Annotated in this window: 20 protein-coding genes and 1 pseudogene; 12 read left to right on the top strand and 9 right to left on the bottom strand. The window is 37.2% G+C overall.

What is annotated here, in order from left to right:
• Positions 1-69: 69 nt before the first annotated feature.
• A complete protein-coding gene (locus tag B0169_RS07050) occupies positions 70-1,260 on the top strand; it encodes a GGDEF domain-containing protein (RefSeq protein ID WP_143323490.1) in 1,191 nt (396 codons plus the stop codon).
• A 114-nt stretch (positions 1,261-1,374) separates the two neighbouring features.
• Here B0169_RS07050 and B0169_RS07045 read toward each other — a convergent pair whose 3' ends face one another.
• A complete protein-coding gene (locus B0169_RS07045) occupies positions 1,375-2,712 on the bottom strand; it encodes a sodium-dependent transporter (protein WP_077285274.1) in 1,338 nt (445 codons plus the stop codon).
• 463 nt (positions 2,713-3,175) lie between these two features.
• Between B0169_RS07045 and B0169_RS07040 the strand changes: the two genes are divergently transcribed.
• On the top strand, positions 3,176-3,874 hold the full coding sequence (locus tag B0169_RS07040) for a cytochrome b/b6 domain-containing protein (RefSeq protein ID WP_077285273.1): 699 nt from the start codon (positions 3,176-3,178) through the stop codon (positions 3,872-3,874).
• Between the two features lie 90 nt (positions 3,875-3,964).
• Here B0169_RS07040 and B0169_RS07035 read toward each other — a convergent pair whose 3' ends face one another.
• Together B0169_RS07035 and B0169_RS07030 are read right to left on the bottom strand one after the other, a co-directional pair.
• Complete coding sequence (locus B0169_RS07035) at positions 3,965-4,435, bottom strand: c-type cytochrome (protein WP_077285272.1); 471 nt, start codon at positions 4,433-4,435, stop codon at positions 3,965-3,967.
• A 166-nt stretch (positions 4,436-4,601) separates the two neighbouring features.
• The gene (locus B0169_RS07030) at positions 4,602-5,426 is read right to left on the bottom strand and encodes an ion transporter (RefSeq protein WP_077285271.1); all 825 of its coding nucleotides are present in this window, start codon (positions 5,424-5,426) and stop codon (positions 4,602-4,604) included.
• Positions 5,427-5,865: 439 nt separating this feature from the next.
• On the opposite strand from B0169_RS07030, the gene B0169_RS07025 reads away from it, so the two are divergent.
• A complete protein-coding gene (locus B0169_RS07025) occupies positions 5,866-8,709 on the top strand; it encodes a response regulator (protein WP_077285270.1) in 2,844 nt (947 codons plus the stop codon).
• A gap of 18 nt (positions 8,710-8,727) precedes the next feature.
• Here the strand turns inward: B0169_RS07025 and B0169_RS07020 are convergent, their stop codons facing one another.
• From B0169_RS07020 to B0169_RS07000, 5 genes are all read right to left on the bottom strand, one after another.
• A complete protein-coding gene (locus B0169_RS07020) occupies positions 8,728-8,934 on the bottom strand; it encodes a helix-turn-helix transcriptional regulator (protein ID WP_077285269.1) in 207 nt (68 codons plus the stop codon).
• Position 8,935: 1 nt separating this feature from the next.
• Entirely contained in the window at positions 8,936-9,394 is a 459-nt protein-coding gene (locus B0169_RS07015; protein WP_077285268.1) for a hypothetical protein, read from the bottom strand.
• A 466-nt stretch (positions 9,395-9,860) separates the two neighbouring features.
• The gene (locus B0169_RS07010) at positions 9,861-10,403 is read right to left on the bottom strand and encodes a DUF1697 domain-containing protein (protein ID WP_077285267.1); all 543 of its coding nucleotides are present in this window, start codon (positions 10,401-10,403) and stop codon (positions 9,861-9,863) included.
• Positions 10,404-10,459: 56 nt separating this feature from the next.
• Entirely contained in the window at positions 10,460-10,777 is a 318-nt protein-coding gene (locus B0169_RS07005) for an Mpo1-like protein (protein WP_077285266.1), read from the bottom strand.
• 9 nt (positions 10,778-10,786) lie between these two features.
• Positions 10,787-11,422 (bottom strand): LysE family translocator, encoded by a 636-nt coding sequence (locus B0169_RS07000; RefSeq protein WP_077285265.1) that lies wholly within the window; start codon positions 11,420-11,422, stop codon positions 10,787-10,789.
• A 375-nt stretch (positions 11,423-11,797) separates the two neighbouring features.
• Between B0169_RS07000 and B0169_RS06995 the strand changes: the two genes are divergently transcribed.
• The 9 genes from B0169_RS06995 to B0169_RS06955 all read left to right on the top strand — a co-directional run bounded on the left by B0169_RS06995 (position 11,798) and on the right by B0169_RS06955 (position 21,667).
• Positions 11,798-12,241 carry a hypothetical protein gene (locus B0169_RS06995; protein ID WP_235838505.1) on the top strand — a complete coding sequence of 148 codons (444 nt, stop codon included), beginning with the start codon at positions 11,798-11,800 and terminating at the stop codon, positions 12,239-12,241.
• A 154-nt stretch (positions 12,242-12,395) separates the two neighbouring features.
• A complete protein-coding gene (locus B0169_RS06990) occupies positions 12,396-12,644 on the top strand; it encodes a DUF3297 family protein (protein ID WP_077285264.1) in 249 nt (82 codons plus the stop codon).
• A gap of 483 nt (positions 12,645-13,127) precedes the next feature.
• Positions 13,128-13,550 (top strand): DUF4177 domain-containing protein, encoded by a 423-nt coding sequence (locus B0169_RS06985; RefSeq protein WP_077285263.1) that lies wholly within the window; start codon positions 13,128-13,130, stop codon positions 13,548-13,550.
• 105 nt (positions 13,551-13,655) lie between these two features.
• Positions 13,656-13,961, top strand: coding sequence for a hypothetical protein (locus B0169_RS06980; RefSeq protein WP_077285262.1), 306 nt, complete (start codon positions 13,656-13,658; stop codon positions 13,959-13,961).
• Between the two features lie 115 nt (positions 13,962-14,076).
• Complete coding sequence (locus B0169_RS06975) at positions 14,077-14,397, top strand: hypothetical protein (RefSeq protein ID WP_077285261.1); 321 nt, start codon at positions 14,077-14,079, stop codon at positions 14,395-14,397.
• 525 nt (positions 14,398-14,922) lie between these two features.
• The gene (locus B0169_RS06970) at positions 14,923-15,873 is read left to right on the top strand and encodes a homoserine O-succinyltransferase (protein ID WP_077285260.1); all 951 of its coding nucleotides are present in this window, start codon (positions 14,923-14,925) and stop codon (positions 15,871-15,873) included.
• Positions 15,866-19,588, top strand: coding sequence for a methionine synthase (gene metH, locus B0169_RS06965; protein WP_235838503.1), 3,723 nt, complete (start codon positions 15,866-15,868; stop codon positions 19,586-19,588). Before B0169_RS06970 ends, metH begins: the two co-directional genes overlap by 8 nt.
• A 264-nt stretch (positions 19,589-19,852) precedes the next feature.
• Positions 19,853-20,593, top strand: a complete 741-nt coding sequence (locus B0169_RS06960; protein ID WP_077285258.1) for a sulfite exporter TauE/SafE family protein — start codon at positions 19,853-19,855, stop codon at positions 20,591-20,593.
• A 699-nt stretch (positions 20,594-21,292) separates the two neighbouring features.
• Positions 21,293-21,667 carry a hypothetical protein gene (locus tag B0169_RS06955; protein WP_077285257.1) on the top strand — a complete coding sequence of 125 codons (375 nt, stop codon included), beginning with the start codon at positions 21,293-21,295 and terminating at the stop codon, positions 21,665-21,667.
• A 381-nt stretch (positions 21,668-22,048) separates the two neighbouring features.
• On the opposite strand, the pseudogene B0169_RS06950 reads toward B0169_RS06955, so the two are convergent.
• Positions 22,049-22,642, bottom strand: a pseudogene (locus tag B0169_RS06950) (transposase); the annotation flags it as partial.
• Between the last annotated feature and the right edge of the window lie 227 nt (positions 22,643-22,869).

The following is a 22,869-nucleotide window of genomic DNA, read 5'->3' as shown; positions in this document are numbered from 1 at the left end:
TATTTTACTGGTCATTATAATAACTGGATATGGCGTTGAATTAGTCGATATTTTATTTTGGAGTTACGCTTGGGTCAGTTTTTCAGCGGCTTAAAAAGTAGTATTTTAAGTTTGAGCGCTTTTGCTGCTTTGTTCATTCTTGTTGAACAATATCCAATCTATTGGTCAGTAAAAATAAGCCTTATTGAGCAAGTGCTTTATGGCCTATTTGTGCTCACTATTGTACTTTCCAGTTATTTCAATCGTAGTCGTTTGACGCTAGCGACAATCGTATTATTACTTTTCTATTTAGCCTTAACTAATTTTATACCTTGGCAGCAGTGGTTGCTATCTCATGGTGATTGGATGCTACTGGCTGGCGCAAGCATATTATCGGTATTGAGTGTGCTTAAAGACCGAGGGCTACTGTCAATTCATGGTGCTTATCGTTTTACACTACTGTCTGGTTTAGCTGTTGCCAGTTACTATTGGTTTGATATTGTTAATATGTTAACAGCACGCTTAGTGCATGTTACGCATTTGGCACCTTACCTGAAATATCTAACTATCGAGTTACCATTAACATGCTGCACTTTATTGTTATTGTGGCGATGTGTGCGAGAAAAAAGTTTAGTCATAACGGCATTGTTAAGCAGCTATTGCATTTGGCTAGGGCATTACTATCAGCTCACTACATTGCCTTGGAGTGTACTGTTAAGTTTGTTAATGATGCATTATTTGTGTGTGATATTTATAGATTCATATTTTTTAGCCTATCGAGATGAGTTAACTCATTTACCTTCACGGCGGGCACTTAATCAGCGTGCGTTATCGTTAGGTCGAAAATATACTGTGGCTATGCTTGATATCGATCATTTTAAAAAGTTTAATGATACTTATGGCCATGACATTGGTGATCAAGTTCTGAAACTAGTGGCAAGTAAGTTGGCTCAAGTTAAAGGCGCTGGCAAAGTGTTTCGTTATGGCGGGGAAGAATTTACCATTATCTTCCCCGGAAAAACCATTGCGCAGGCCAAACCTGCTTTGGAGGCCATTCGACAAGCGGTAGAAGATTACAATATTGTTATTCGACAAGGGCTGCGAAGTACGAAAAAAGCACGTAGCCGCAAAAAATCTTCCCAAATGAAAACTGTCAGAGTCACCATTTCTATTGGCTTGGCAGTAAGAACATCTAAGCTAAACTTTGAACAAACTTTAAAATTAGCTGATCAAGCGTTATACCGAGCAAAAAAGTCGGGTCGCAATAACGTGAGTGAATAACATGACAAGAGCGCGCGCTGGCAGTTTAAAGTCAATAAAAAACCATGAACATTGTCATGGCTTTTAGGCTTCTAATACTAGGTGTGTTATTACATATTACTGGCGCAAAAAATCTTAATTCAATATAGCGACATTGATAAACACTACCGTTAATAGCAGCGGACAAACAAAGCGCAAATAGTTACCCCAAATTGGTAGCCACTTTCTGCCTTCTTGTAGCGACACATCGCGTAACTTGTTGCCTCGTTTCCATAGCCAGCCCACGACAATAAAATAAAATAAGCAGCTTAAAGGTTGTAAAATGGTGGTTAGAACTCGAATTACTAGGCCAAATAGGCTATCGAAAAATGCAATTAAGGTCATACTTGCCGTTAAAACAATGGCCGATACTAGCCAAGTTGCTTTTGAACGGCTGAATTTCTTATCTTCAACAAGGTAGGCAACGGGTACTTCGGTTGACGAAATTGTTGAGGTTAGCGCCGCTATTGATAATAACGAAAAAAATCCAATTGCCACTAACATACCAATATTGCCCATAGAATTGAAAAGCTCAGGTAATATATTGAAAATCAGTTGTCCTTCACCAATTAACTTCTCGCCTTGAAATACTTGTTGTCCTGCCTCTTGTGCGACATAAAGTGCCGGAATAATTAATAAACCTGCCATAAAGGCAATAAAGGTATCTAGCGCGGTGATTGAAATAGCGAGCTTGCCTATATCGCGGTCTTTTTTCATATAAGAGCCGTAAACCATCATGCCGCCAACGCCAATAGATAATGAGAAAAAAGCTTGTCCCATAGCTGAAATGATTAATTTGGGGTTAGTAACTTGTGAAAAGTCAGGTATTAAGTAAGTTCTTAAGCCTTGCTCGGCGCCTGGTTGTTGTAAAATATAAGTAATTAAAGCAACGAGCATAACCAATAGTACTGGCATTAAACGTGCCGACCATTTTTCGATACCAGCATTAACCCCTTGATGAATAATACCCGCCCCAAGTAAAATAAATATCGGCGTAAACATTAAGTTTCGTTGCGTACTCGAGGTTGCTAACCATTGAGAAAGCTCATGCTGTCCAAGTAATTCAAACAGTGGCGAAAGAGCATGTGCGAGCATCCAACCAGCCACTATAGTATAAAAACTAAGCATCATAATTGCGCCACTTAAGCCAATTAAGCCGGCATATTTACCAAGCTTTGGTGCTGTGTCACGGCAAGCGTCCTCTATTGCAGAAACCGGGTTTTTTTGTGCTTGATTGCCAATGTACACTTCAGCATAAAGGGCAGGTAGCGCCAGTAAAACAGTTACCACTAAGTAAACAAATAAGAATGCACCGCCACCATTATTTGCCGCTTGTGTTGGAAAGCCCCAAATATTACCTAAACCGATTGCTGAGCCAGCAGCAGCAAGAACAAACCCTATTCTGGAATGAAACGAATCTCTAATGTTACTCATAAATGATAATTATTATTGTTGTTAATACTTTGCTTTGAGCTTACCTAGTTAACACCCGTTAGCAAAGTTATTTTATGATTTTGTTGTTTTTGCGGCTAAATTTATAGCAATAAGGTAAACATTGTCTTAAAGAGGACATTTTCAAACTTGAATATTGACCAGTATTTCACTTCTTGGCATTATTTATTGCGCACCATATCAAAGTATTTGTTTTGCTTTTTTCTCAGGGAGTTAAGATTACGTTGCGTAATGAATTTGTTTCTGCACATGGTAAAAAAAAGCAGTGACATTTACTTTCAATATAAGTGTATTTTGTCGTAATGCATCATGTTTATTCTTAATGAAAATGCTAATATCTTACTGATAAAATGGCTGAAACAAAAAGCTTAGTGGTAATGTCAGTTTGAATTTTGTTGATATGACAAAGGTTTAGTTTAAATAAAACGTTGAGATAAAAGTAGCAATGAATAAAGAAAAAATGCATTTAATTTGGGATTTACCCTTGCGCATATTCCACTGGTTGTTGGTATTAAGTATTGGTGCATCTTGGTACACGTCTGATCAAGATAATGGTCTTATTGAGTATCACTTATTGGTAGGGTATTTTGCTCTAGGTTTAATTGTATTCAGAATATTGTGGGGTTTTTTAGGTACAACGCATTCGAAATTCATTGATTTCTTTCCTAGTTTGAAAAAAACAATCGCTTATATTCAATCTTTTAAGCAAGCAGAGCCAGTACATTATGCAGGGCATAACCCGTTAGGAAGTTTGATGGTGTTTTTCATGTTAATCACCATACTCTTGCAAGCGGTGAGTGGCTTGTTTATGGATGATGACATATTTACTACGGGACCATATAGCGGCTCAATAAACAGTAGCGTTGAGTCGGTATTGGTTTTTATTCACCGCAACGGTTTCAATCTTATATTAGCAGCGATAGCGCTGCATATTTCTGCCGTGATCTTCTATGAACGCGTTAAAAAGCAAGCACTGATTTCTGCAATAATTACCGGCAAAAAATCGGCCAAAATGGTTAATAAAAAGGATAGCATCAGCCATTCTAAAATCGGCTTAGCTATCCTAATATCAATCGTTGTTGCCGGATTCATTTATTGGTTAGTTGTGTTAAATGCCCCGGTTATTGAAGAATACTATTATTAGTAAACATTAGTATTAGTAAACATTAGTATTAGTAAACATTAGTATTAGTAAACATTAGTAAATATATTCGCTAATAGTATTACACAATCATTAGTCGGCTTTGTAATCATCGTGACAACCACCACATGATTTACCTACACCAGCAATAGCTTGCTTAATTGCTGATTTGTCGGCTGATTTTGCAACTAATTGCAATTGTGCAGAGGCTTCAGTTAATGCGTTGATACGCTTAGCGAAAGCCTTTGGCTCTTGCCAAATTTTATCTAATGCTTCTGTTTTTACTTTAAAACCAGAGGTGTCTGTTTTCGTGTAATCAGCCAACATCAAAGATAACTGGTTAATTCTTTCCGCATTTTTCTCTACAGCTTTGGCATTTAAGGGTATTTTGCCTTTTGCCATCGCACCTAAAGGTCCCATATTACTACCGAGCAAGGTGAATACAGCTTTACGGTTATCTGTTGCTTTTTGAGCATGGTCTAAAGATTTTGCACTTTCGGCCATAACTGATGTCGCGGTAATAATCGCAGAAGTCGCTAACATTACTTTAGTTAAATAGTTCATATTTTCCCTTATGTTTTCAATGAAATTTATAGCAATCTCTAAAGCTTATCTTTAAAACCAACAAAAATATACAACTTAAAATGTAAAAAAACGTAAATCACTCATATGATTATTTAACAGCTAATGTTTTAGTAAAATAACCATAAAATAATACAAAAAGAGTTATTTAAGGTTGCTGCTTTACTTTTTCGCTAACGTTACTGGTGTTGTTATCGAGCTTTAAAATGAGTGTTTTCAATTCAGAGATTTCTTGTTTTAGTTCACTCAATGTTGGCTCATTTTTATTTTTTTCTTTTGAATGCTCTTCCTCCATAACATTGACCACAATACCGATAACCATATTAAGAAATGCAAAAGCAGTAAAAAATATAAAGGTCATGTAGTAAATCCAACTATACGGATAAACCTCCATGGTTTCATATTGTATATCGGTCCAATCTTCAAAAGTCATGACCCTAAAAAGGGTTAACATTGAAATGGCAATGTCGCCCCATAATACGGGGTTAATAACACTAAACAGAAAGCTACCAATGGCTGCGTATATATAAAATATAATGAACATGAGCAATACGACATAACCCAGTTGTGGTAATGCTTTAACCAGAGAATTAATTAATATGCGTAGCTCAGGTACAACCGAAACCATTCTTAAAACCCGAAATACCCTTACTAGTCGAGCTAGCAAAGCCATTTCAGAATCATTAATAGGAATTAAGCTGATAATCACTACTAGGGTATCAAAAACATTCCAAGCTGATTTGAAAAAGGCTTTTTTATTCTCGTCGGTGAGGAATCTTAATGATATTTCGAATAAGAAAAACACAGTAATAAAGGTGTCGAGTACTGAAGTGATTGATACTGCTGTATTTGACAATGGAAAGGTTTTAGCGCCAATTTCAAGTGCTGAAATGATGATTACGCAAATAACACTTAACTCGAAAAGTTTATTGTTTTTAAGTTTAATAAAGGCGGCTTTAGTCGACTGATACATTGTGAATACGATTCATTTGATGAGTGGTGCATTTAGGCGCGAATTATAAACTTTTTTTCTCGCTCTTTACTAGCACCTGTTGAACTTTCACTTCACCGCCGTTTTGGCTTGTCTAAATAGTAATTCACAGAGCTGCTTTTATATTTTTACAAAACCTCAAAGGGGCAAAATAAGAATATTTAAGCCTTGTTTTATTTTCATTTAAGCAGTCAGGGTAAAATCATTTTTTCCTTATTTATCTGTCTAATAGCTATAATTTTTTCGATTAAATCAAAGCGGGTAAGGTAATCTCGAAATCACTCACTGTTAGCGTTGTTAGTGTAATAGCAAAATGCTATAAATAGCGCTCATATATTTTTTCAATTGAAATAATTGTTTATCGTGAAGAAGCATTATTGTTAACGGTAATAAGAGTTTCTGGTGTTTTTAAGGTGTCTCAATGGCTTTTGCCAGTCGACTGTTGTTATTATTTTTCCCGCTTATTATTAGCTTTGCAGCTAACAGTGAGAGAACAAGTGAATACCTTGGTAAAAACCTAGGACAAAAATTATTAACTCTTGAAGGAATGACAGATAAAAATCAAGCTTTAATTTTGGTTAACTCCCTCAGTGCTGATAAAACGCTATCAACACTAAATAAACTTTCAATTTTAGCAAGTAAAAGCAAAATATATCACCAACTAAGCCGACTCGACAAAGCAATTGAGGTTGCTAAAGAAGAACAACAACTTGCGCATAAATTTGATTTTTACGCTATTGAAGCCGATGCCTATAAAAGAATCGGGGTTTATGCATACTACAAAGGCAATAATGTTTTAGCCTTACAGTCATACCAACAAGCACTAAATTATTATCTAACAATTAATGCGCCTATTGCTCAAGCAAACTTATACAATAATATTGCTTTGGTGCATGCTGCAACGTCAAAAATTGAAAGTGCATTAGTAAGTTACCAACAAGCGCTGCCACTTTATCAGTCTTTTGGTAGTGAGAAAGATAAAATCGACGTTCAGTACAATATTGCGGGCTTACATTTACGGCTTAAACGTTTTGATATCGCAATATCGATGTTTCATGCGGTGATTGAAAAGCGATTAGAACTCAATGATCAAATCGGCCTTGCAATGGCTTATAGTGACTTAGGCTCATCTTACCGGTATGCCGGTAATTATCAGCAAGCCGAACGCTACATGACCTTGGCTCTTGATTTTCACCACCAAAACCAAGACGACTATAATGCAGCTTCAACCTTACATAACTTAGCTGAACTCAATAACCATAAAAGCAATATAGAACAAGCGATAAAATATGCCAAAGAGGGCATACGGTTAAGCGTGGCACAGGGTCATGACAATGCTTATGTTGGCGGCCTTTATAGCTTAGCCAAAGCCTATTTTCACCAAGGTAAACTAGAATTAGCCCTAAGGTATGTAAAGCAGTCCAGTGAAGTTGCGAATAAAATGCAATACAAAGAACAACTAAAGCATAACCTGTCGCTGCGCTCACTGATCTTGGCAGCACAAAATAAAACTTTTGAAGCTGTAAAAAGCCAAGCAGATTTTTTACAAACTCATCTTGAAATGGCGAATAGTCAGCTTAATTCGCAATTAGCCTTATTTGATTCTGAACAACTTAAACAACAAGTTGAGCAATTGAAACAACAAAAACGTTTACAAGAGCTTGAAAGCGAACGCTCATCTCAAGAACGCAACTTTATTATTATTGTTATTTTCGCTGCCTTATTAATTGGTTTTTTAATTGCCCGACGAGATATTGAGCGTCGCTCGACGCAAGATCTAGAGTCAAAAGTAAAACAAAGAACAACTGAACTTGAGTACTTAATGCAGGAATTACAAAATGCTAATAAGATCAAAAGTCAGTTCTTAGCCAATATGAGCCATGAAATCAGAACGCCGTTAACAACGGTTATTGGCCAAGCAGAGGCGATTATTAGTGGTGATGTAGATGATGAGTTTATCAATAAAGAAGTGGAAATTATTCATGGAAATAGCTTACACCTGTTAGAGCTAACCAATAATATTCTTGATTTAAGTAAAATTGAAGCCAATAAAATAGAGTTAGAACTACAAACACAAAACTTACATGATATATTGCAAGAACTTGCCAACATATTCACTTTGCAAGCGAGCTCAAAACGCCTGACATTTGAAATTGTGCATAGCCTGCCAAAACCTTTTTTAATTGAAATTGATGGTTTCCGTGTTAAACAAATCTTAATTAATTTATGCTCAAACGCCATTAAGTTTACCCCCAAAGGTCACGTAGAACTTAAAATTACTCGTAATGATGGCAGCTTAATATTTAAGATCACTGATAGTGGTATCGGTATGAGCAGTTCGCAACTGCAAAATTTATTTGAAAGTTTTACTCAAGGTGATAGTAGTATCAGCCGACGTTTTGGTGGTACGGGTTTAGGCTTATGTTTATCCGATCAATTAGCCAAAATTATGGGCGGTAAAATAGATGTTGAAAGTGAACTAAATCAAGGCAGCGTGTTTGTTTTTAGTTTACCTTGTCAGGCGAGCACTGCTGAGCAATGTGATGAAAGCAGCATATTTGCAAATGATGCCAATAATCATTTAGTGACGGAACATGAGAAACTACAAGGCACGATATTACTTGCAGATGATCACAATGATAATCGTCGACTCATTGCTCGTCTGTTAGCTTCGTTGGGCTTAGAGGTGCTGACAGCTCGAAATGGGCGGGAAGCAGTCGCTTTATTTGAACAACATCAGCCAAGTTTAGTGCTAATGGATATACAAATGCCTGAAATGGATGGTATTGAAGCATTTAAAATATTGCAGCAAAAAGGCTGTGAAACCCCCATTATTGCCTTAACAGCCAATGCAATGTCACATGAAATAGCACATTACTTGTCTTTAGGCTTTGATGGTCATTTATCCAAACCTATTGAGCGTAAGATATTTATTCCTACTATAGCTAAGTATTATGGCGATGCTATTTCTCAAGAACAAGCAAATGATAGTTTCAATAAAGTAGAAATGTCAGACTTAGTAGAGGAGTTTAAATCTAACTTAGTATTAGAGCAGCAAGATTTAGTTTTACATATCAATAACAATGATCTTGAGCAACTGTCGAGGTTGTCGCACCGTATTGCAGGTGCAGCACAAATGTTCGGTTTTGCAGACTTATCTAAAATTGCTCTCAAACTAGAAACAGTGATTAAAAAGCATCAAATTGACAGTATTAATCAGCAAGCTCAAGAATTGTTAAACGAGATAGATCAAGTGTTATGGTAAATGCTGCTTACACCGGTGCTATTGGTATTGGAAAACTGACTCTAATGGCACATCAAAATATAGTGCAATTTTAAATGCCACTTCTAATGATGGCGAATATTTGTCTTTTTCAATCGCGACAATAGTTTGTCGAGATACCCCGACAGCGTCGGCTAACATTTGTTGGGTCATTTCATTGCGATTAAAACGTAAACGGCGGATCTGATTAGAAATGCTTTTTGTCACTTTAAAAGCCCCTACGATAATAAAACACTTGTGTCGAAAATTTTGTAATTTCAGCGATCAAAGCGCCAAAAATAATTATATTAATAATGACATAATCACTGGGTAAATTAAGTGCGCTGACCAAACTTTGTGTCATCACAGGAAAGAGTAAATGCAGCACCGCAGTAATAACGGTGAAACTTAAAATATAATATGCATTTGTATTACCTATCAATGATATCTGCTTATCTCGTTCATCTTCGTCGTAATTAGTGTTTTTATGGTCAATTATCGCCATAACAATATGGTGCAGTATTTCTAACGCTATGGTCATTATTACTACATTGAGTAAAGCTGATTGCATACTGCTAATGGTTAACTCATTTTGCTGCGCAGCGTGATAAATACCCGAAAAATAATTAAACCAAATGTATACAGTAATAGCGAGTGATACCCAAATACTTCTTTCTTTATATGACATAACCTATCCTCGCTTATCGTTATTAACCCAATCGCACTAACTGTGTGATCATTTCTACTTGTTAAAACAACCAACTGCTTCGTTATTTATTTAATCATTAGAACAACTCGTTATTAAAGTAACTACCTTGTATTTGGCCGTTTGTTTCAACGTATAAAATAAATCAACCCATTAATGGAGCTGGTATTACTTATCACCTCAAAATGTAGAAAGCCCGACATATAGAATAGGCTTATCAAAAGTGGTGTATAAAATATTAGACTTGATGTAACAATATTTAGACTTTAGATAATAAATTATTATGAGTCAAATATTTTTTACATGATGTTAGATAAGTTTTACTTTACTTGCCATTAGTTGCCATTAGTTGTTATCAGTTGCTTTTCCTCACTGATATAGAGTACTCAATTGCTTTAGCTATTATGTCGTAAATCGTTTGAGTACTTTACAGTCACTAGTAGGGTTACTAGCAAGAGCCAAGTTCAATAAGCTTATCGACAGTTTTTAAATTACGACTTGTCGCGCTTAACGCAAGCTTTTGTTCAATATTTCGATGCGTTAACTTTGTCCGTCCTGAGCCATCAGGACAATAGATATAAAGTACGTTGTCATTTATGCACAATCGCTCATTACTTTTTAAGTAGGGAGATAACAGCTCTATCGCGTTGTCAGGCTTGCCAGATAAAAAGCACAACAACACCTTACTGCCTTCTTTATCAAGGTTAATATCGTCAAACGGTAATTGCTGTCGCGCAGCTTTTAACATCTCAAGCGTAAGCACAAATATCGGCACTTCAAATTGATAATGGGCAAATATAGCTTGGCTTATCTTTGTTGCAAGTTCGTCCGGTGCTTTGATATCGCTGGTAAAAATGACATTACCACTTTGAATGTAGGTTTTAACATCTTGCAATGACAGTGATTGGTAAAGGCCTTTTAAATCGGCCATTTTTATAATTTTTTGGCCTGAGACATTAATACCTCTGAGTAATGAAATATATATCGTCACTGGGTTTACTCCTTGGCAGTGCTGCCATCACTTAGCGCAATAAAAATAAGGGCAAGTTAACATTTAATTTTACCGGTTACTATGTCCTTATACATAACCCAATCTCCAATAAAACTATATAAAGGGTAGGTAAAAGTGGCTGGTTTGTTTTTTTCATAAAAGAAGTGACCAACCCAAGCAAAACCGTAGCCTAATAAAGGCAAGGTCCAAAGCAGCACCCAAGCACCGTTGAGCACTATGTATAACAGCATAATTAATATTAAACTCGAACCAATAAAGTGTAATCTACGACAGGTAGTATTCTGATGTTGGCTTAAGTAAAAGGGGTAGAATGAGGCAAAACTTGTATATTTTTTTTCTTGTGAAGTTGTCATGTTGATTACCTAATGTATTTTACTGCTCAGTACTTTTAAGGCGAGTAAAACCATAGCCCCACCGAGTACGCGATCAATCCAATGACTCAAATGTTGAAATTTTCTATTAACACTTGGTCGAGAAAGTAATATTACTACGGCTGAAAACCAGCATAGCTGTAATACCATCATCCAAATGCCATAAATAACTAGATGTAATGTTGGTAAATTTGGCGATAAAACAACGGTAAATAATGCAACAAAGTAAATTGGTGCTTTGGGGTTAAAAGCATTACATAAAAAGCCTTTTGTTAGCGACTTTAAGCTTGAATGCTTCTCTACAGGCTGTACAGTAACGCCATCCGCGCTGTTGCTTTTGGGTTTCGAACGTAAACCTTGAATACCTAAATAAAGTAAATAACAACCACCAATAATTTTTATTGTCCATAAAGCGGCACTGGAATTAGCAATAACTGCAGCTAAACCTAACGTTGAATAAACAATATGTACAGACAGGCCTAGGGCAATACCGATACTAACCATAAAACCTGATTTTTTGCCGTTTAATAGTGTTTGCTGTGATACTAAAACAAAGTCAGGACCCGGTGAAGCTGCGGCTAATAAATGTATCGAGGTAATTAACAGTAGTCCTTGTAATAAGTCCATGGTTTATCTCTTAAAAGGTCAACGGTAAAGGCAATGAGCCACTTATTGCTAAGTTAGCATCGCCATCATAACGCTGCAAATAAAGTTTTAAATAAGTCGCGGTTAATGCTTGGCTCAACTTCACTTTTGTATAGTAAATTACGTACCCTTGGTCATAAATAATCGCTAAGGTGGAGGGTACTTTAAAACCGAAATGGATATCATCAAGGCTGTATCGCTTTGCTTAATATCGACTCGTTGTTTCAATAATATCGCTATTAAAATCATATGAATAGGCCTTTATTTCGTTAGAAATTTTTCCTGCGATAGTTTATGCTGTTCGAAATTTTTCACTATTTTCATACGTTTGATATTGAAGAGATGAGCCAATTGAACATGACTAATATATTTTATAGAAACAGCATAATATTACTTGCTAGCTTACTTTTAGCCGTTGCTTTTATGAGTTGGCATTATAATAACGAAGTTGAGATATACCTTTTATTTTTGTCGATTTTTTGCTTTATGGTGTCTTATCGTTTTAGTCATGAATATAAATTTAAAAATTCGCCAGCTAATTTGATAAAGCGAAATGGCAATATGATTGAGTTCTCGAGATTGAAAACAGTACCTTTTGTAAAAAAATCAGCGCAAGTTGATGTTAGTGTGTCGCGAATGTCGACAGTCAATATTGGTCGTAATTGTTTGTCAGTTATTATTGACGGTAATGGTAACGGTTATGATTTTCAGCTAGTTGGTTCCGATATTGAAATAAAACAACACGTAGAATCATTGTTTACTGAGCAAGAAAGATTATATATCGACATAAAATCTATATAAAGTGTGGTAGTTTTATGTAATGCGGCAGCTTAGCTTAGCCAGACAAACCTTTGCTTTAAGGCAATAATATTGTTATTTAACTCGATGGCAGTTCTTGAGCGCTACGATGATATTGTCTACAATAGCGCACTTTTATTTAATTCAGGTCATTAACATGAACGATAGTACTTCGTTGCCGGCTTTACCGGATCGTCTTTCAGGTAACCCTCGTAGCCCACACCACGTAGCAGAAATTTTTGAACACGCTATTGGTATTTTGTTGAACGGCAAAGAACGCTCAGATGTTGAAGAGTACTGCATCAGTGAAGGATGGGTAAAAATCCCTCACCCTAAAGCCTTAGATCGTCGAGGACAACCTCTTTTGATAACATTAAAAGGAACAGTTGAAGCTTTTTATAACTAGGTTACTAAATAGCTCTTCACATAGAGGGTTACGTACGTCGTTTTCTATATAGTTGATGGTACGATGATCCTCTTTGCTTGTTTATACTGGTTGTTGAGTCCATTAATTCGATCATACTCAACCGCCAAACCGCCAAACCGCCAAACCACCAAACCACTCACTCAACTTAGTAACTTAATAACCAATCATGCACTTTAGCGTAATATGCTGTTGCTTGTATCATCCTCTTTCTCAGGGGGTAATTAACAAGATGTTTTTTATGCTAGGCGTTGCTGGGTAGTAATGGCCTATTAAGTATTCAGAGCAGGTTGCAGGCTGATAAATCGATATGTAAAGTGCTGTTATTTTTAACTTGTTTACTTATTTCACAACTGTCGTAAAAGTGTCGTATAGTTGTCGTTACTATCTCGTCGCTTTGTCGTAAATATTTTAGTAATTTTGTCGGTAATTTATCAGTCTCTAAAATAATAGGTTGTGATACTTATGAAAATTAATGCAAATTTAGTTATTGATTTAAGAAATAAAAAGCACTGGTCACAAGATGAACTTGCGATAGCAACAGGGTTGAATCTTAGAACAATACAACGAATTGAAAATGAAGCATCAGCATCGCTTCAATCTAAAAAAGCATTAGCGTCTGTATTTGATATTAGTATTCATGACCTCGATTACCAGGAAGTGATAAAAATGAAAAAATACGAATATAAAACGCTAGAACTACCGAATAAAGAAGGCTTTTTAGCTGGAATTAAAAAGGCTAAACTGCCTGACTTTGCTGAAATATTTAATCGAGAGGGCAAGGAAGGGTGGCTAGTCGTGCAGATATTAACACCAGAATTAGCACAAAATGTTTGGTCAGCTAAAACAGGCAGCATGGTTGCGCTATTGCAAAGAGAAATAAATTAATAGTAAATTATATAAATAATTCAACATACTGTTGGCTTTTATTATTGCCACTAACTTAGTGATAGCCAACTTTATGACCTGTGAGATCATTATGGAGCTTATATTATGGAAGATTTGAGTTTATCGAAAAGCCAAATCAGTAAAGTCCAACGCAGTACAAGGCTTATCAAAGGCTTTATGGCACTTGTTGTACTGACTTATGCGCTGCAGTTTTATCAATCTAAGGTTATTGATTTTGGTGAGTTAGCTGGAGCCGTTGGTACATTAGCCCTATTTAGGGCTTTGTTGTTGTCGCCGATGTTGTTAATTGTGCCTGTTAAAACTTGGTTTCAATCTAAGATCACCTTTTCAAGGGATAGTATTAAATATTTACTGTTAGCTTTTGTGCTTATTTTTGTCAGTATGATATAAAAAATATTGGTTGTTAGGCTACAACAAGACTAAGAGTCTGTTTGCCTGATTTTAGTTAATTGATTTACTGTTTTTGTTGAGCTTAGGCTTAACGGTAGCATCAAGGAAGTGCGTTATGCTTGAGTCGATAATAGAAGCTTTATTTATTTTAGCATTTGCCATTTTACCTTGTGCTATTTGTGGTTATTTGATTATTTTCAAAGGGCGTAGGGGTCTTATTACTGGCTACAAAGAGGGGAGTTTCTCTAAGCCGAAAGCTTTTGTAAAAAGTATCGGGATAAGTCTGTTACTATTTGCGATATGTTTGACCATTATCGCTTACTTTTGGCACTTAAATCTTTTGAGTGAAAAACAGATGTCTTCCAGTGTTTTGCTACTAGTTATAGCTGTGTTGTTAAACTACGTTTATGGTTATGTTAAGTACCGTAAAAAGTAACTCGCGCTGAGCTTAATTGTTTATTAATAGCGTTGTGTTTATTGGTAAGCGCTTAAGCTAACTATTTTAATATTTATTACAGTACCATGCATATTTCCTAAGGTGTATAACCTTTAGGTGCTAACAAATCAACGTGTAATTTTTATTAAAAACCTACCTGCCTAGAGCGCGTCTTCTCTGCAATATATTATATTTGAAAACGTTCAGCTTCAGCTGATATAGCGCTATTCGTAAGTTCAGTTTCTGTAAATTCACTAGTCCATTAAACCTCGAACGAGTTATTGATTTTGTTTGCTTGAACACTACTTTACTTTTGTCATTTCATCATGAGCTCCTCCAGCCGAATTATCGTCTTAATAAATAAAACTGATTTATTATAAAAAAAACATTTAGACGTCTATACGTTTAGAGGTTGACATAGCTAGAAATCCAAGTCACATTATAGACAGATAAAATTTGTGAGTAATAATGCTGTTTTCCAGCGTTATTTTATACTTTGAGAATATTTGATATTAGGTTAGTGCTATGCCCATTAAGATCCCCAATGAACTGCCAGCTTTGACGATTTTAGATCATGAAAATATTTTTGTGATGTCTGAACGTCGTGCTGCCGATCAAGAAATACGACCAATGGAAGTAGCCATTCTTAACTTAATGCCTAATAAAATTGAAACTGAAGTGCAAATTTTGCGTATGTTGGCGAATACGCCGTTACAAATTAATGTTGAATTTGTACGTATTCACGCCAATGAATCTAAAAATACACCGCAAGCACATTTAGATAACTTTTATCGCTTATTCGATGATATTAAGCATAAGCAGTATGATGGTTTGATCATTACAGGTGCGCCATTAGCATTACTCGATTATCAGCAGGTAACTTTTTGGGACAAAATTTGCCAAGTGTTTGACTGGGCAGAGCAAAACGTCACCTCCACCATGTTTTCTTGTTGGGCAGCACATGCTGCGCTTTATCATCATTACGGGTTAAAGCGACATTTACGCGAGCAAAAGCTTTTTGGTGTTTACCGCCATCGTTGTTTAAAGCCGAATGATCAACTCACGCGAGGTTTTGACGAAAGCTTTAACGTGCCACATTCTCGTTATGGTTATATCGATAAAAGCGATTATCAATCACTTGATAACATAGAAATATTAGCCGAGTCGGCTGACGCTGGTGTTTATTTAGCCGCCAGTAAAAATAAGCAGCAGGTTTATCTTACTGGCCACCCCGAATATGACGCATCAACATTAAGCGACGAATATTTTCGTGATCTTGATGCGGGTGGCAAGGTCGCCGTACCTGAACATTATTTTAGCGATAACAACCCAAAAAGCGATGTGGCCAATACCTGGCGCAGTCATGGAAGTTTGCTTTTTACCAATTGGTTAAACTATTACGTTTATCAAATTACGCCGTATCAATTAGATGCAGACCATATTAAAGCTATTCATCCAGGAAAATCTCGTGTCTAAATTAGAAAATTCTCAAACAAAAGTTGTGCAATCAGCTTCTTATGGCTTATTACAAGCGCAGTTAGATAAACGCATTCTTATTTTAGATGGCGCAATGGGTACTATGATCCAAGCGTATAAATTTGAAGAGCAAGACTATCGCGGCGAGCAGTTTTCTGACTGGCACAGTGATGTTAAAGGCAATAACGATATGTTAGTGCTAACCCAGCCTGAGGTGATTAAAGCCATTCACCGTGAATATTTAGTCGCTGGCGCTGATATTCTTGAAACTAACACCTTTAATGCCACCACCATTGCCATGGCCGATTACGACATGGCAGGTTACAGCGCAGCTATTAACTTAGCGGCAGCGCAATTAGCCCGTGAAGTGGCTGACGAATTTACCGCACAAAACCCCGATAAACCGCGCTTTGTTGCCGGTGTGTTAGGGCCAACAAACCGTACCTGCTCAATATCGCCTGATGTTAATGACCCAGCGTATCGTAATGTTACCTTTGATGAACTAAAAGACGCTTATATTGAATCAACTAACGCCTTGCTTGATGGCGGCAGTGACATTATTTTAATCGAAACTATATTCGATACCTTAAATGCAAAAGCAGCTATTTTTGCCGTTGAAACCGTATTTGAAGCTCGCGGCGAGCGTTTTCCTGTCATGATTTCAGGCACCATTACCGATGCCTCTGGGCGCACATTATCAGGCCAAACCACCGAAGCTTTTTATAACTCGCTTCGCCACGCTAAGCCGATTTCATTTGGTTTAAACTGTGCACTTGGCCCAGTTGAGTTACGCCAATATGTTGAAGAATTAAGCCGTATTTCTGATGTGGCTGTTTCTGCTCATCCTAATGCCGGTTTACCCAACGCCTTTGGTGAATATGACTTTACCGTTGAAGAGATGGACCGACATGTTGCTGAATGGGCAAAATCTGGCTTTTTAAATATTATTGGCGGCTGTTGTGGTACCACACCTGATCATATAAAAGGCATGGCTGATGCCGTGGCTAACATTGCGCCGCGTGAAATTAAGCCGAAAGAAATTGCCTGTCGTTTATCGGGGCTAGAAGCGCTAACCATTAAAGAAGACAGCTTGTTTGTTAACGTTGGCGAACGCACCAATGTTACTGGCTCGGCTATTTTTAAACGCTTAATTACCGAAGAAAACTACGAACAAGCCATTGCTGTTGCTTTACAGCAAGTTGAAAACGGCGCGCAAATTATTGATATCAACATGGATGAAGGCATGTTGGATTCAAAATCCGCCATGGTACGCTTTTTAAACTTAATTGCCGGCGAGCCAGATATCGCCAAAGTGCCAATTATGCTCGACTCGTCTAAATGGGATATTTTAGAAGCGGGCCTTAAATGCATTCAAGGTAAAGGGGTGGTTAACTCCATTAGTTTAAAAGAGGGCGAAGATAACTTTCGCGAACAAGCCGAATTGCTACGTCGTTACGGCGCTGCGGTTATTATTATGGCGTTTGACGAAAAAGGCCAAGCCGACACACGTGAGCGAAAATTTGAGATATGTAAGCGTGCTTATCAAATTTTGGTGCATGAAATTGGTTTTCCAGCAGAAGATATTATCTTCGACCCGAATATTTTTGCTGTAGCTACAGGTATTGAAGAGCACAACAACTACGCACGCGACTTTATTGAAGCGGTAGGCGATATTAAGCAAAACTTACCCCACGCTATGATCTCAGGCGGCGTATCTAACGTGTCATTTTCGTTCCGTGGCAATAACCCAGTACGTGAAGCGATTCATGCGGTATTTCTTTATCATGCAATAAAAAAGGGTATGGACATGGGCATAGTTAACGCTGGGCAATTAGCGATTTATTCTGATATTCCTGACAACCTGCGCTTAGCAGTTGAAGATGTTATTCAGAACTCAGACGATGGTGCTACCGAACGTTTATTAGATATAGCCCAAGAATTTCGTGGCCAAGCCGGAAGCCAAAACAGTAAAGCCGATCTTTCATGGCGTGAATTAGCGGTCAACAAACGCCTTGAATACTCTTTAGTTAAAGGTATTAACGAATTTATTATTGAAGATACCGAAGCAGCACGATTAGAAGCTAAGCGACCTTTAGATGTTATTGAAGGGCCGTTAATGGACGGCATGAATGTGGTAGGAGATTTATTTGGTGCAGGTGAAATGTTTTTACCCCAGGTGGTTAAATCTGCGCGGGTAATGAAACAAGCGGTAGCGCATTTAAACCCGTTTATTGAGGCAGAAAAAACCGAAGTTAAATCTAACGGTAAAGTATTACTAGCGACAGTAAAAGGCGATGTTCACGACATTGGCAAAAACATTGTTGGTGTGGTGCTGCAATGTAATAACTACGAAATTATCGACTTAGGCGTAATGGTATCGTGTGAAGACATATTACGCGTTGCCCGCGAAGAAAAGGTCGATATTATCGGCTTGTCGGGCTTAATTACGCCATCGCTTGACGAAATGGTGCATGTTGCCAAAGAAATGAAGCGACAAAACTTTGACCTGCCGTTACTAATTGGTGGCGCAACCACTTCAAAAGCTCATACAGCGGTGAAAATAGCGCCGCAGTATGATCATCCTGTGGTGTATGTACCGAACGCATCGCGCTCAGTATCGGTAGTTAGTACCTTACTTTCTGACGAGCACAGAAACGCTTTTATAGAGCGCCAAAATGCTGAATACGTAAAAGTGCGCGAACGCCATTATAAAAAAGGCCCGCGTTCAAGTTTAATTTCATTAAAAGACGCACGGGCGAATGCCGTGCAAATTTCATTTGAGGGCTACACGCCGAAAGTGCCGAATAAATTAGGCGTCAGTGTGCTTGATAATATCGATTTGAACATTGTTAGAAACTATATCGATTGGACACCGTTTTTCATGACTTGGCAGTTATCGGGTAAGTATCCGTTAATATTGAAACATGAAGTTATCGGCGAAGAAGCAACTAAATTGTTTAATGACGCCAACGCCATGTTGGACGATGTTATCAACAATAAAAAACTAACCGCAAAAGCCGTGTTTGGCTTGTTTCCTGCCAATCGTGAACAAGATGATTTACAACTTTATACTGATGATTCACGCACGGAAAAACTAATGAAGCTGCACCAGCTACGTCAGCAAAGTAAAAAGCCAGCAGGGCAATTTAACCGCTGTTTAGCCGATTACGTGGCCGATAAAGCCTCAGGTGTTAACGATTATGTTGGCGCATTTGCGGTATCGGCAGGTTTTGGCGTAGAAGACTTAGTCAAAGCCTTCGATGCTGAGCACGACGACTACAACAGCATTTTAATTAAAGCCGTGGCCGACCGATTAGCCGAAGCAAGCGCTGAGTATCTACACGAGAAAATTCGTAAAGAATATTGGGGTTATGCGCCAGACGAAAACTTAGAGAACGACGATTTAATTCGTGAAAAATACCAAGGCATTCGACCCGCACCCGGTTATCCTGCCTGCCCAGAGCATACCGAAAAAGGTTTGTTGTGGCAGCTGCTTAATGTTGAAGAAAACATTGGTATGGAACTAACCTCAAGCTTTGCCATGTGGCCAGGGGCAGCGGTAAGTGGTTGGTACTTTGCCCACCCAGAGTCTAAATACTTCGCGGTAGCTAAAGTAGCACAAGACCAAGTAGAAAGTTACGCCGCCCGAAAAGAAATGACCATGCCACAAGCGGAGCGTTGGCTGTCGGCAAATTTAGATTATGAGCCATCGTAATTTATTTTACTGTGTTACTCTGCGCTAGACACGTTTGATAAAAATATCAAAATGACATCACTCTATGGGTTATGTCATTTTTTATGATGGTATGCGGATAAAGTTTAGTGACTTTTAGGTTGTTGATTTAGAGTGCCCTACAAAACATTAATTATGAAAATAAAATAATGCAGATAACATTTTTTAATCAAAAATAACATAAAAATGAGTAACCTTTCGGATTTTGTTAGTCGGCAAAGAACATCACATTAGCATTAGGTATTTATGAATTTTGAGTTGATTTTATATTTCACTACTATCTGTGGTTTTGCTGCGCTTGTTCATGGCAGTATTGGTTTTGGATTTCCAATGTTAGCAACACCATTGCTTGCTCTACTCACTGATGTGCAAACAGCAATAATGCTGACGATTATTCCAAATATATTTATTAATGTAGTCAGCATAAAATCTGAAGGTAAAGTTTTCAAAGCCATTAAAAAACATTACAAGTTAGTTGCTTATACTGCTTTTGGTAGTTTATTTGGTACAGTTTTTTTAATCCAATTTGATACCCCAATATTCAAAGTTATTCTTGCTTTAGCGATTGTGATTTACTTAATTACGGATACATTTAAAGTAAGATTTCATTGGATCGGAAAACACCCAGAGATCTCTAAAGTAATTTTCGGTTTAGTATCAGGATTTTTAGGAGGCTTAACGAATGTTATGGCTCCGACACTCATTATGTACTCGCTTGAATCAGGCCAATCAAAAAGTGAAATCATACAATCAACCAATCTTTGTTTTTTATTCGGAAAACTTGTACAGCTGGTTTTGTTTACAGTCAGTCTTAAATTTACTACCGAAACCATTTACAGCTCAACACTGGTACTAGTCATTGTTATCGTTTTTCTGCCATTAGGTATCAAACTTAAAGCAATCATCAGTGAACATCATTATAAAACAATACTAAAAATACTACTGTCTTTCATTGCAATCGCATTGGTAAGTCAAACCTTTATATAAAATCAGCCTAGCCCAAAAAACTGAATAGCTACTGCAAAAATTAGATGGATACTTGTCCTAAATTATTAATAAAACACTGTTAAAGTTTTGGATTGTTATGGTGAAAGGCAGCACAATCATCAAATAAAAAAGTATTGATGTAAAAACGTATAGCAAGGAAACAGCAGTAAACGTTAACAGGGCGGCAGGATTTGAATGAATCATCACCATTGTAGAACAGAGTAAATAGTTTATATATTGTTAACCTGTAATCGACTCATCGCTCTCTTGGCTCTTTATAATCAGTGAAATACAGCTTACTTTGGTGCTTATTGCTTAAGTCGACATTGCCTCCTTTTATTTCTTTTATTAAAAATGATAAACACTTTTATCCAATATAAATAAGACTCGATAGTGTGTTTTGCATACCTTTATGTCCACATCTGCTCTTTAATATGGGTAAGAAAAAGAGAGTTAATAATTTAACTGTTTATTTATACAGTTCTGTGTAGTTTCCTGCTTTCATCCAATAAAAAGGAAATATTCTCGTTTATGTCTTTGGCATAACGAGATGTTTTATTAGTAACTTATTGTAGGCAGTGAATAAATCAGGTATGTTTTGATTATCATAAAAATATGAAAGAAGGATTTTTTCCTTGTTTAAACAAGGATTATTTCCTCATAATAAGCTGTTAGCAATATGGAGGTAAATTGAGTCATATGAGAACTAAGATATTAGCTTTACTGTTATTCGGGTTCCCCGGTTTAACGCTTTCAGCAAGTAGCTATGAGGTATCGGTTATTGTGAAAGATGCGAAATCTATGCTGAATTTTCCATCTTTCGAAATTCTTTCTTTTGGTCATAAAGGAACGACTCAAACGGGGGATTGTACTTATTCGGGGATGATCTCGCAGGAAGATGAAACGGCTATTTTGCTAGAAGGGCAAATGTCTTGTATTAACGAAGACGGCGAGTCTTATATGGACATGCCGGAATTTGTTCTCAGTACTGAAGGTGGTAGTGCGAGTATTGAACTTGGTGATGATGAGGCAGATATGTGGAAATACACTGTCGAAGTTAAGGCGCGCAACTGAAATTTATATTGCTAACAAGAATTTTCAAGCAGACAAATTACAGCTGGTAATCGCTTCGCGATTATAACCAACTCTAATTTGCAGCTTAAAATAGCGTTATGTGTTTCTCTAGTTTGGAGTAATTAAAATTTTTCCCCGGTACTACATTCACTCTAAACAATGTTCTAGATGCGGCTTACAGTTTAATAAGAGGGAGGCTAAATGTCCTCATTGTAAACACCTCACAAATCTAGAGGCTCTAAAGTTGAAAGGTGATTTACAAGAAGAAAATAAAGGTCTTGGTAATAACTTTATTTATCTAACTGTTGGTACTTTACTCTTAATAATCATATTGATAGTGTAAAAACACATAACAACACGCCCTGAGGTGGACCGCAAGTCCTAAAACTTGCTTTCCATCGCATATTTCAACAAGGGAGAGCCCTTACGTTTCAAGGCTTCTAAATACGTTGATTCATCATACGCGGTCTTCGTTTTCCAACACCGAAACAGTATTCTTATCCACTTAAAAGCCAGTGCTCTTATAATAGTATTGTGCGGCTTTCCTTTACTTTTTTGTTGTTCATAATAAGCCTTGGCCCAAAATGAATATCGCACTGATTGACCTGCCCATTCAACAAAGGTCTGCCGTAAAAATGTGGTGCATGAGTAGCGCCAATGTATCCATTCTTTTTTGCCACTGCGTTCTGTTACTGGTGCAATACCCGCATATTTCTGTACCTCTTCACTCGATTGATAACGCTCACGGTTTGAGCCCATCGCCGCTAATAATCTTGGCGCCATTTGCGGACCAGCCCCTGGCAAACTATCAAATATAAATCGGTCGCTATGTTGTTTATAAATTGATTTAATTTCATGGTCGAAACGTTCGATGGATAGCATTAATTGTTTGAGTTGACCCACCAAGCATTCAACCAATAACAAGTTGGGGCCGATGATAGCGTTGTCGCTTGTTAAAGACTCAGCGTGTTTAAGAAAAATTTAAAGGACACCCATTCCAAATTGAACAATTTTAGTCTATGGACTAAGCTCAAATGACCTTTTCTCATTTATATCAGATACGTGATGACTAGCCCCAGAAAGCAACAAATCAGTTTAGTGGATACACCTTACTATCACTGTATGACACGCTGTGTCAGGCGTGCGTTTTTATGTGGTGAAGATAAGCATTCAGGCCAAAGTTTTGAACATCGACGCGGTTG

The organism is Cognaticolwellia aestuarii, assembly GCF_002000025.1.
In the GTDB taxonomy this organism is placed as follows: Bacteria; Pseudomonadota; Gammaproteobacteria; order Enterobacterales; family Alteromonadaceae; genus Cognaticolwellia; species Cognaticolwellia aestuarii.
This window is presented reverse-complemented; position numbering and strand designations above follow the sequence as displayed.

What these genes read in the sequence shown, in the direction of transcription:
- B0169_RS07035 (WP_077285272.1), bottom strand. Translation starts at nt 4,435, where the DNA reads ATGAACTATTTAACTAAAGTAATGTTAGCGACTTCTGCGATTATTACC.
- B0169_RS06970 (WP_077285260.1), top strand. Translation starts at nt 14,923, where the DNA reads ATGCCCATTAAGATCCCCAATGAACTGCCAGCTTTGACGATTTTAGAT.
- B0169_RS07030 (WP_077285271.1), bottom strand. Translation starts at nt 5,426, where the DNA reads ATGTATCAGTCGACTAAAGCCGCCTTTATTAAACTTAAAAACAATAAA.
- B0169_RS07005 (WP_077285266.1), bottom strand. Translation starts at nt 10,777, where the DNA reads ATGACAACTTCACAAGAAAAAAAATATACAAGTTTTGCCTCATTCTAC.
- B0169_RS07000 (WP_077285265.1), bottom strand. Translation starts at nt 11,422, where the DNA reads ATGGACTTATTACAAGGACTACTGTTAATTACCTCGATACATTTATTA.
- B0169_RS06985 (WP_077285263.1), top strand. Translation starts at nt 13,128, where the DNA reads ATGAAAATTAATGCAAATTTAGTTATTGATTTAAGAAATAAAAAGCAC.
- B0169_RS07040 (WP_077285273.1), top strand. Translation starts at nt 3,176, where the DNA reads ATGAATAAAGAAAAAATGCATTTAATTTGGGATTTACCCTTGCGCATA.
- B0169_RS07015 (WP_077285268.1), bottom strand. Translation starts at nt 9,394, where the DNA reads ATGTCATATAAAGAAAGAAGTATTTGGGTATCACTCGCTATTACTGTA.
- B0169_RS07045 (WP_077285274.1), bottom strand. Translation starts at nt 2,712, where the DNA reads ATGAGTAACATTAGAGATTCGTTTCATTCCAGAATAGGGTTTGTTCTT.
- B0169_RS06955 (WP_077285257.1), top strand. Translation starts at nt 21,293, where the DNA reads ATGAGAACTAAGATATTAGCTTTACTGTTATTCGGGTTCCCCGGTTTA.
- B0169_RS06960 (WP_077285258.1), top strand. Translation starts at nt 19,853, where the DNA reads ATGAATTTTGAGTTGATTTTATATTTCACTACTATCTGTGGTTTTGCT.
- B0169_RS06990 (WP_077285264.1), top strand. Translation starts at nt 12,396, where the DNA reads ATGAACGATAGTACTTCGTTGCCGGCTTTACCGGATCGTCTTTCAGGT.
- B0169_RS06995 (WP_235838505.1), top strand. Translation starts at nt 11,798, where the DNA reads ATGACTAATATATTTTATAGAAACAGCATAATATTACTTGCTAGCTTA.
- B0169_RS07025 (WP_077285270.1), top strand. Translation starts at nt 5,866, where the DNA reads ATGGCTTTTGCCAGTCGACTGTTGTTATTATTTTTCCCGCTTATTATT.
- B0169_RS06975 (WP_077285261.1), top strand. Translation starts at nt 14,077, where the DNA reads ATGCTTGAGTCGATAATAGAAGCTTTATTTATTTTAGCATTTGCCATT.
- B0169_RS06980 (WP_077285262.1), top strand. Translation starts at nt 13,656, where the DNA reads ATGGAAGATTTGAGTTTATCGAAAAGCCAAATCAGTAAAGTCCAACGC.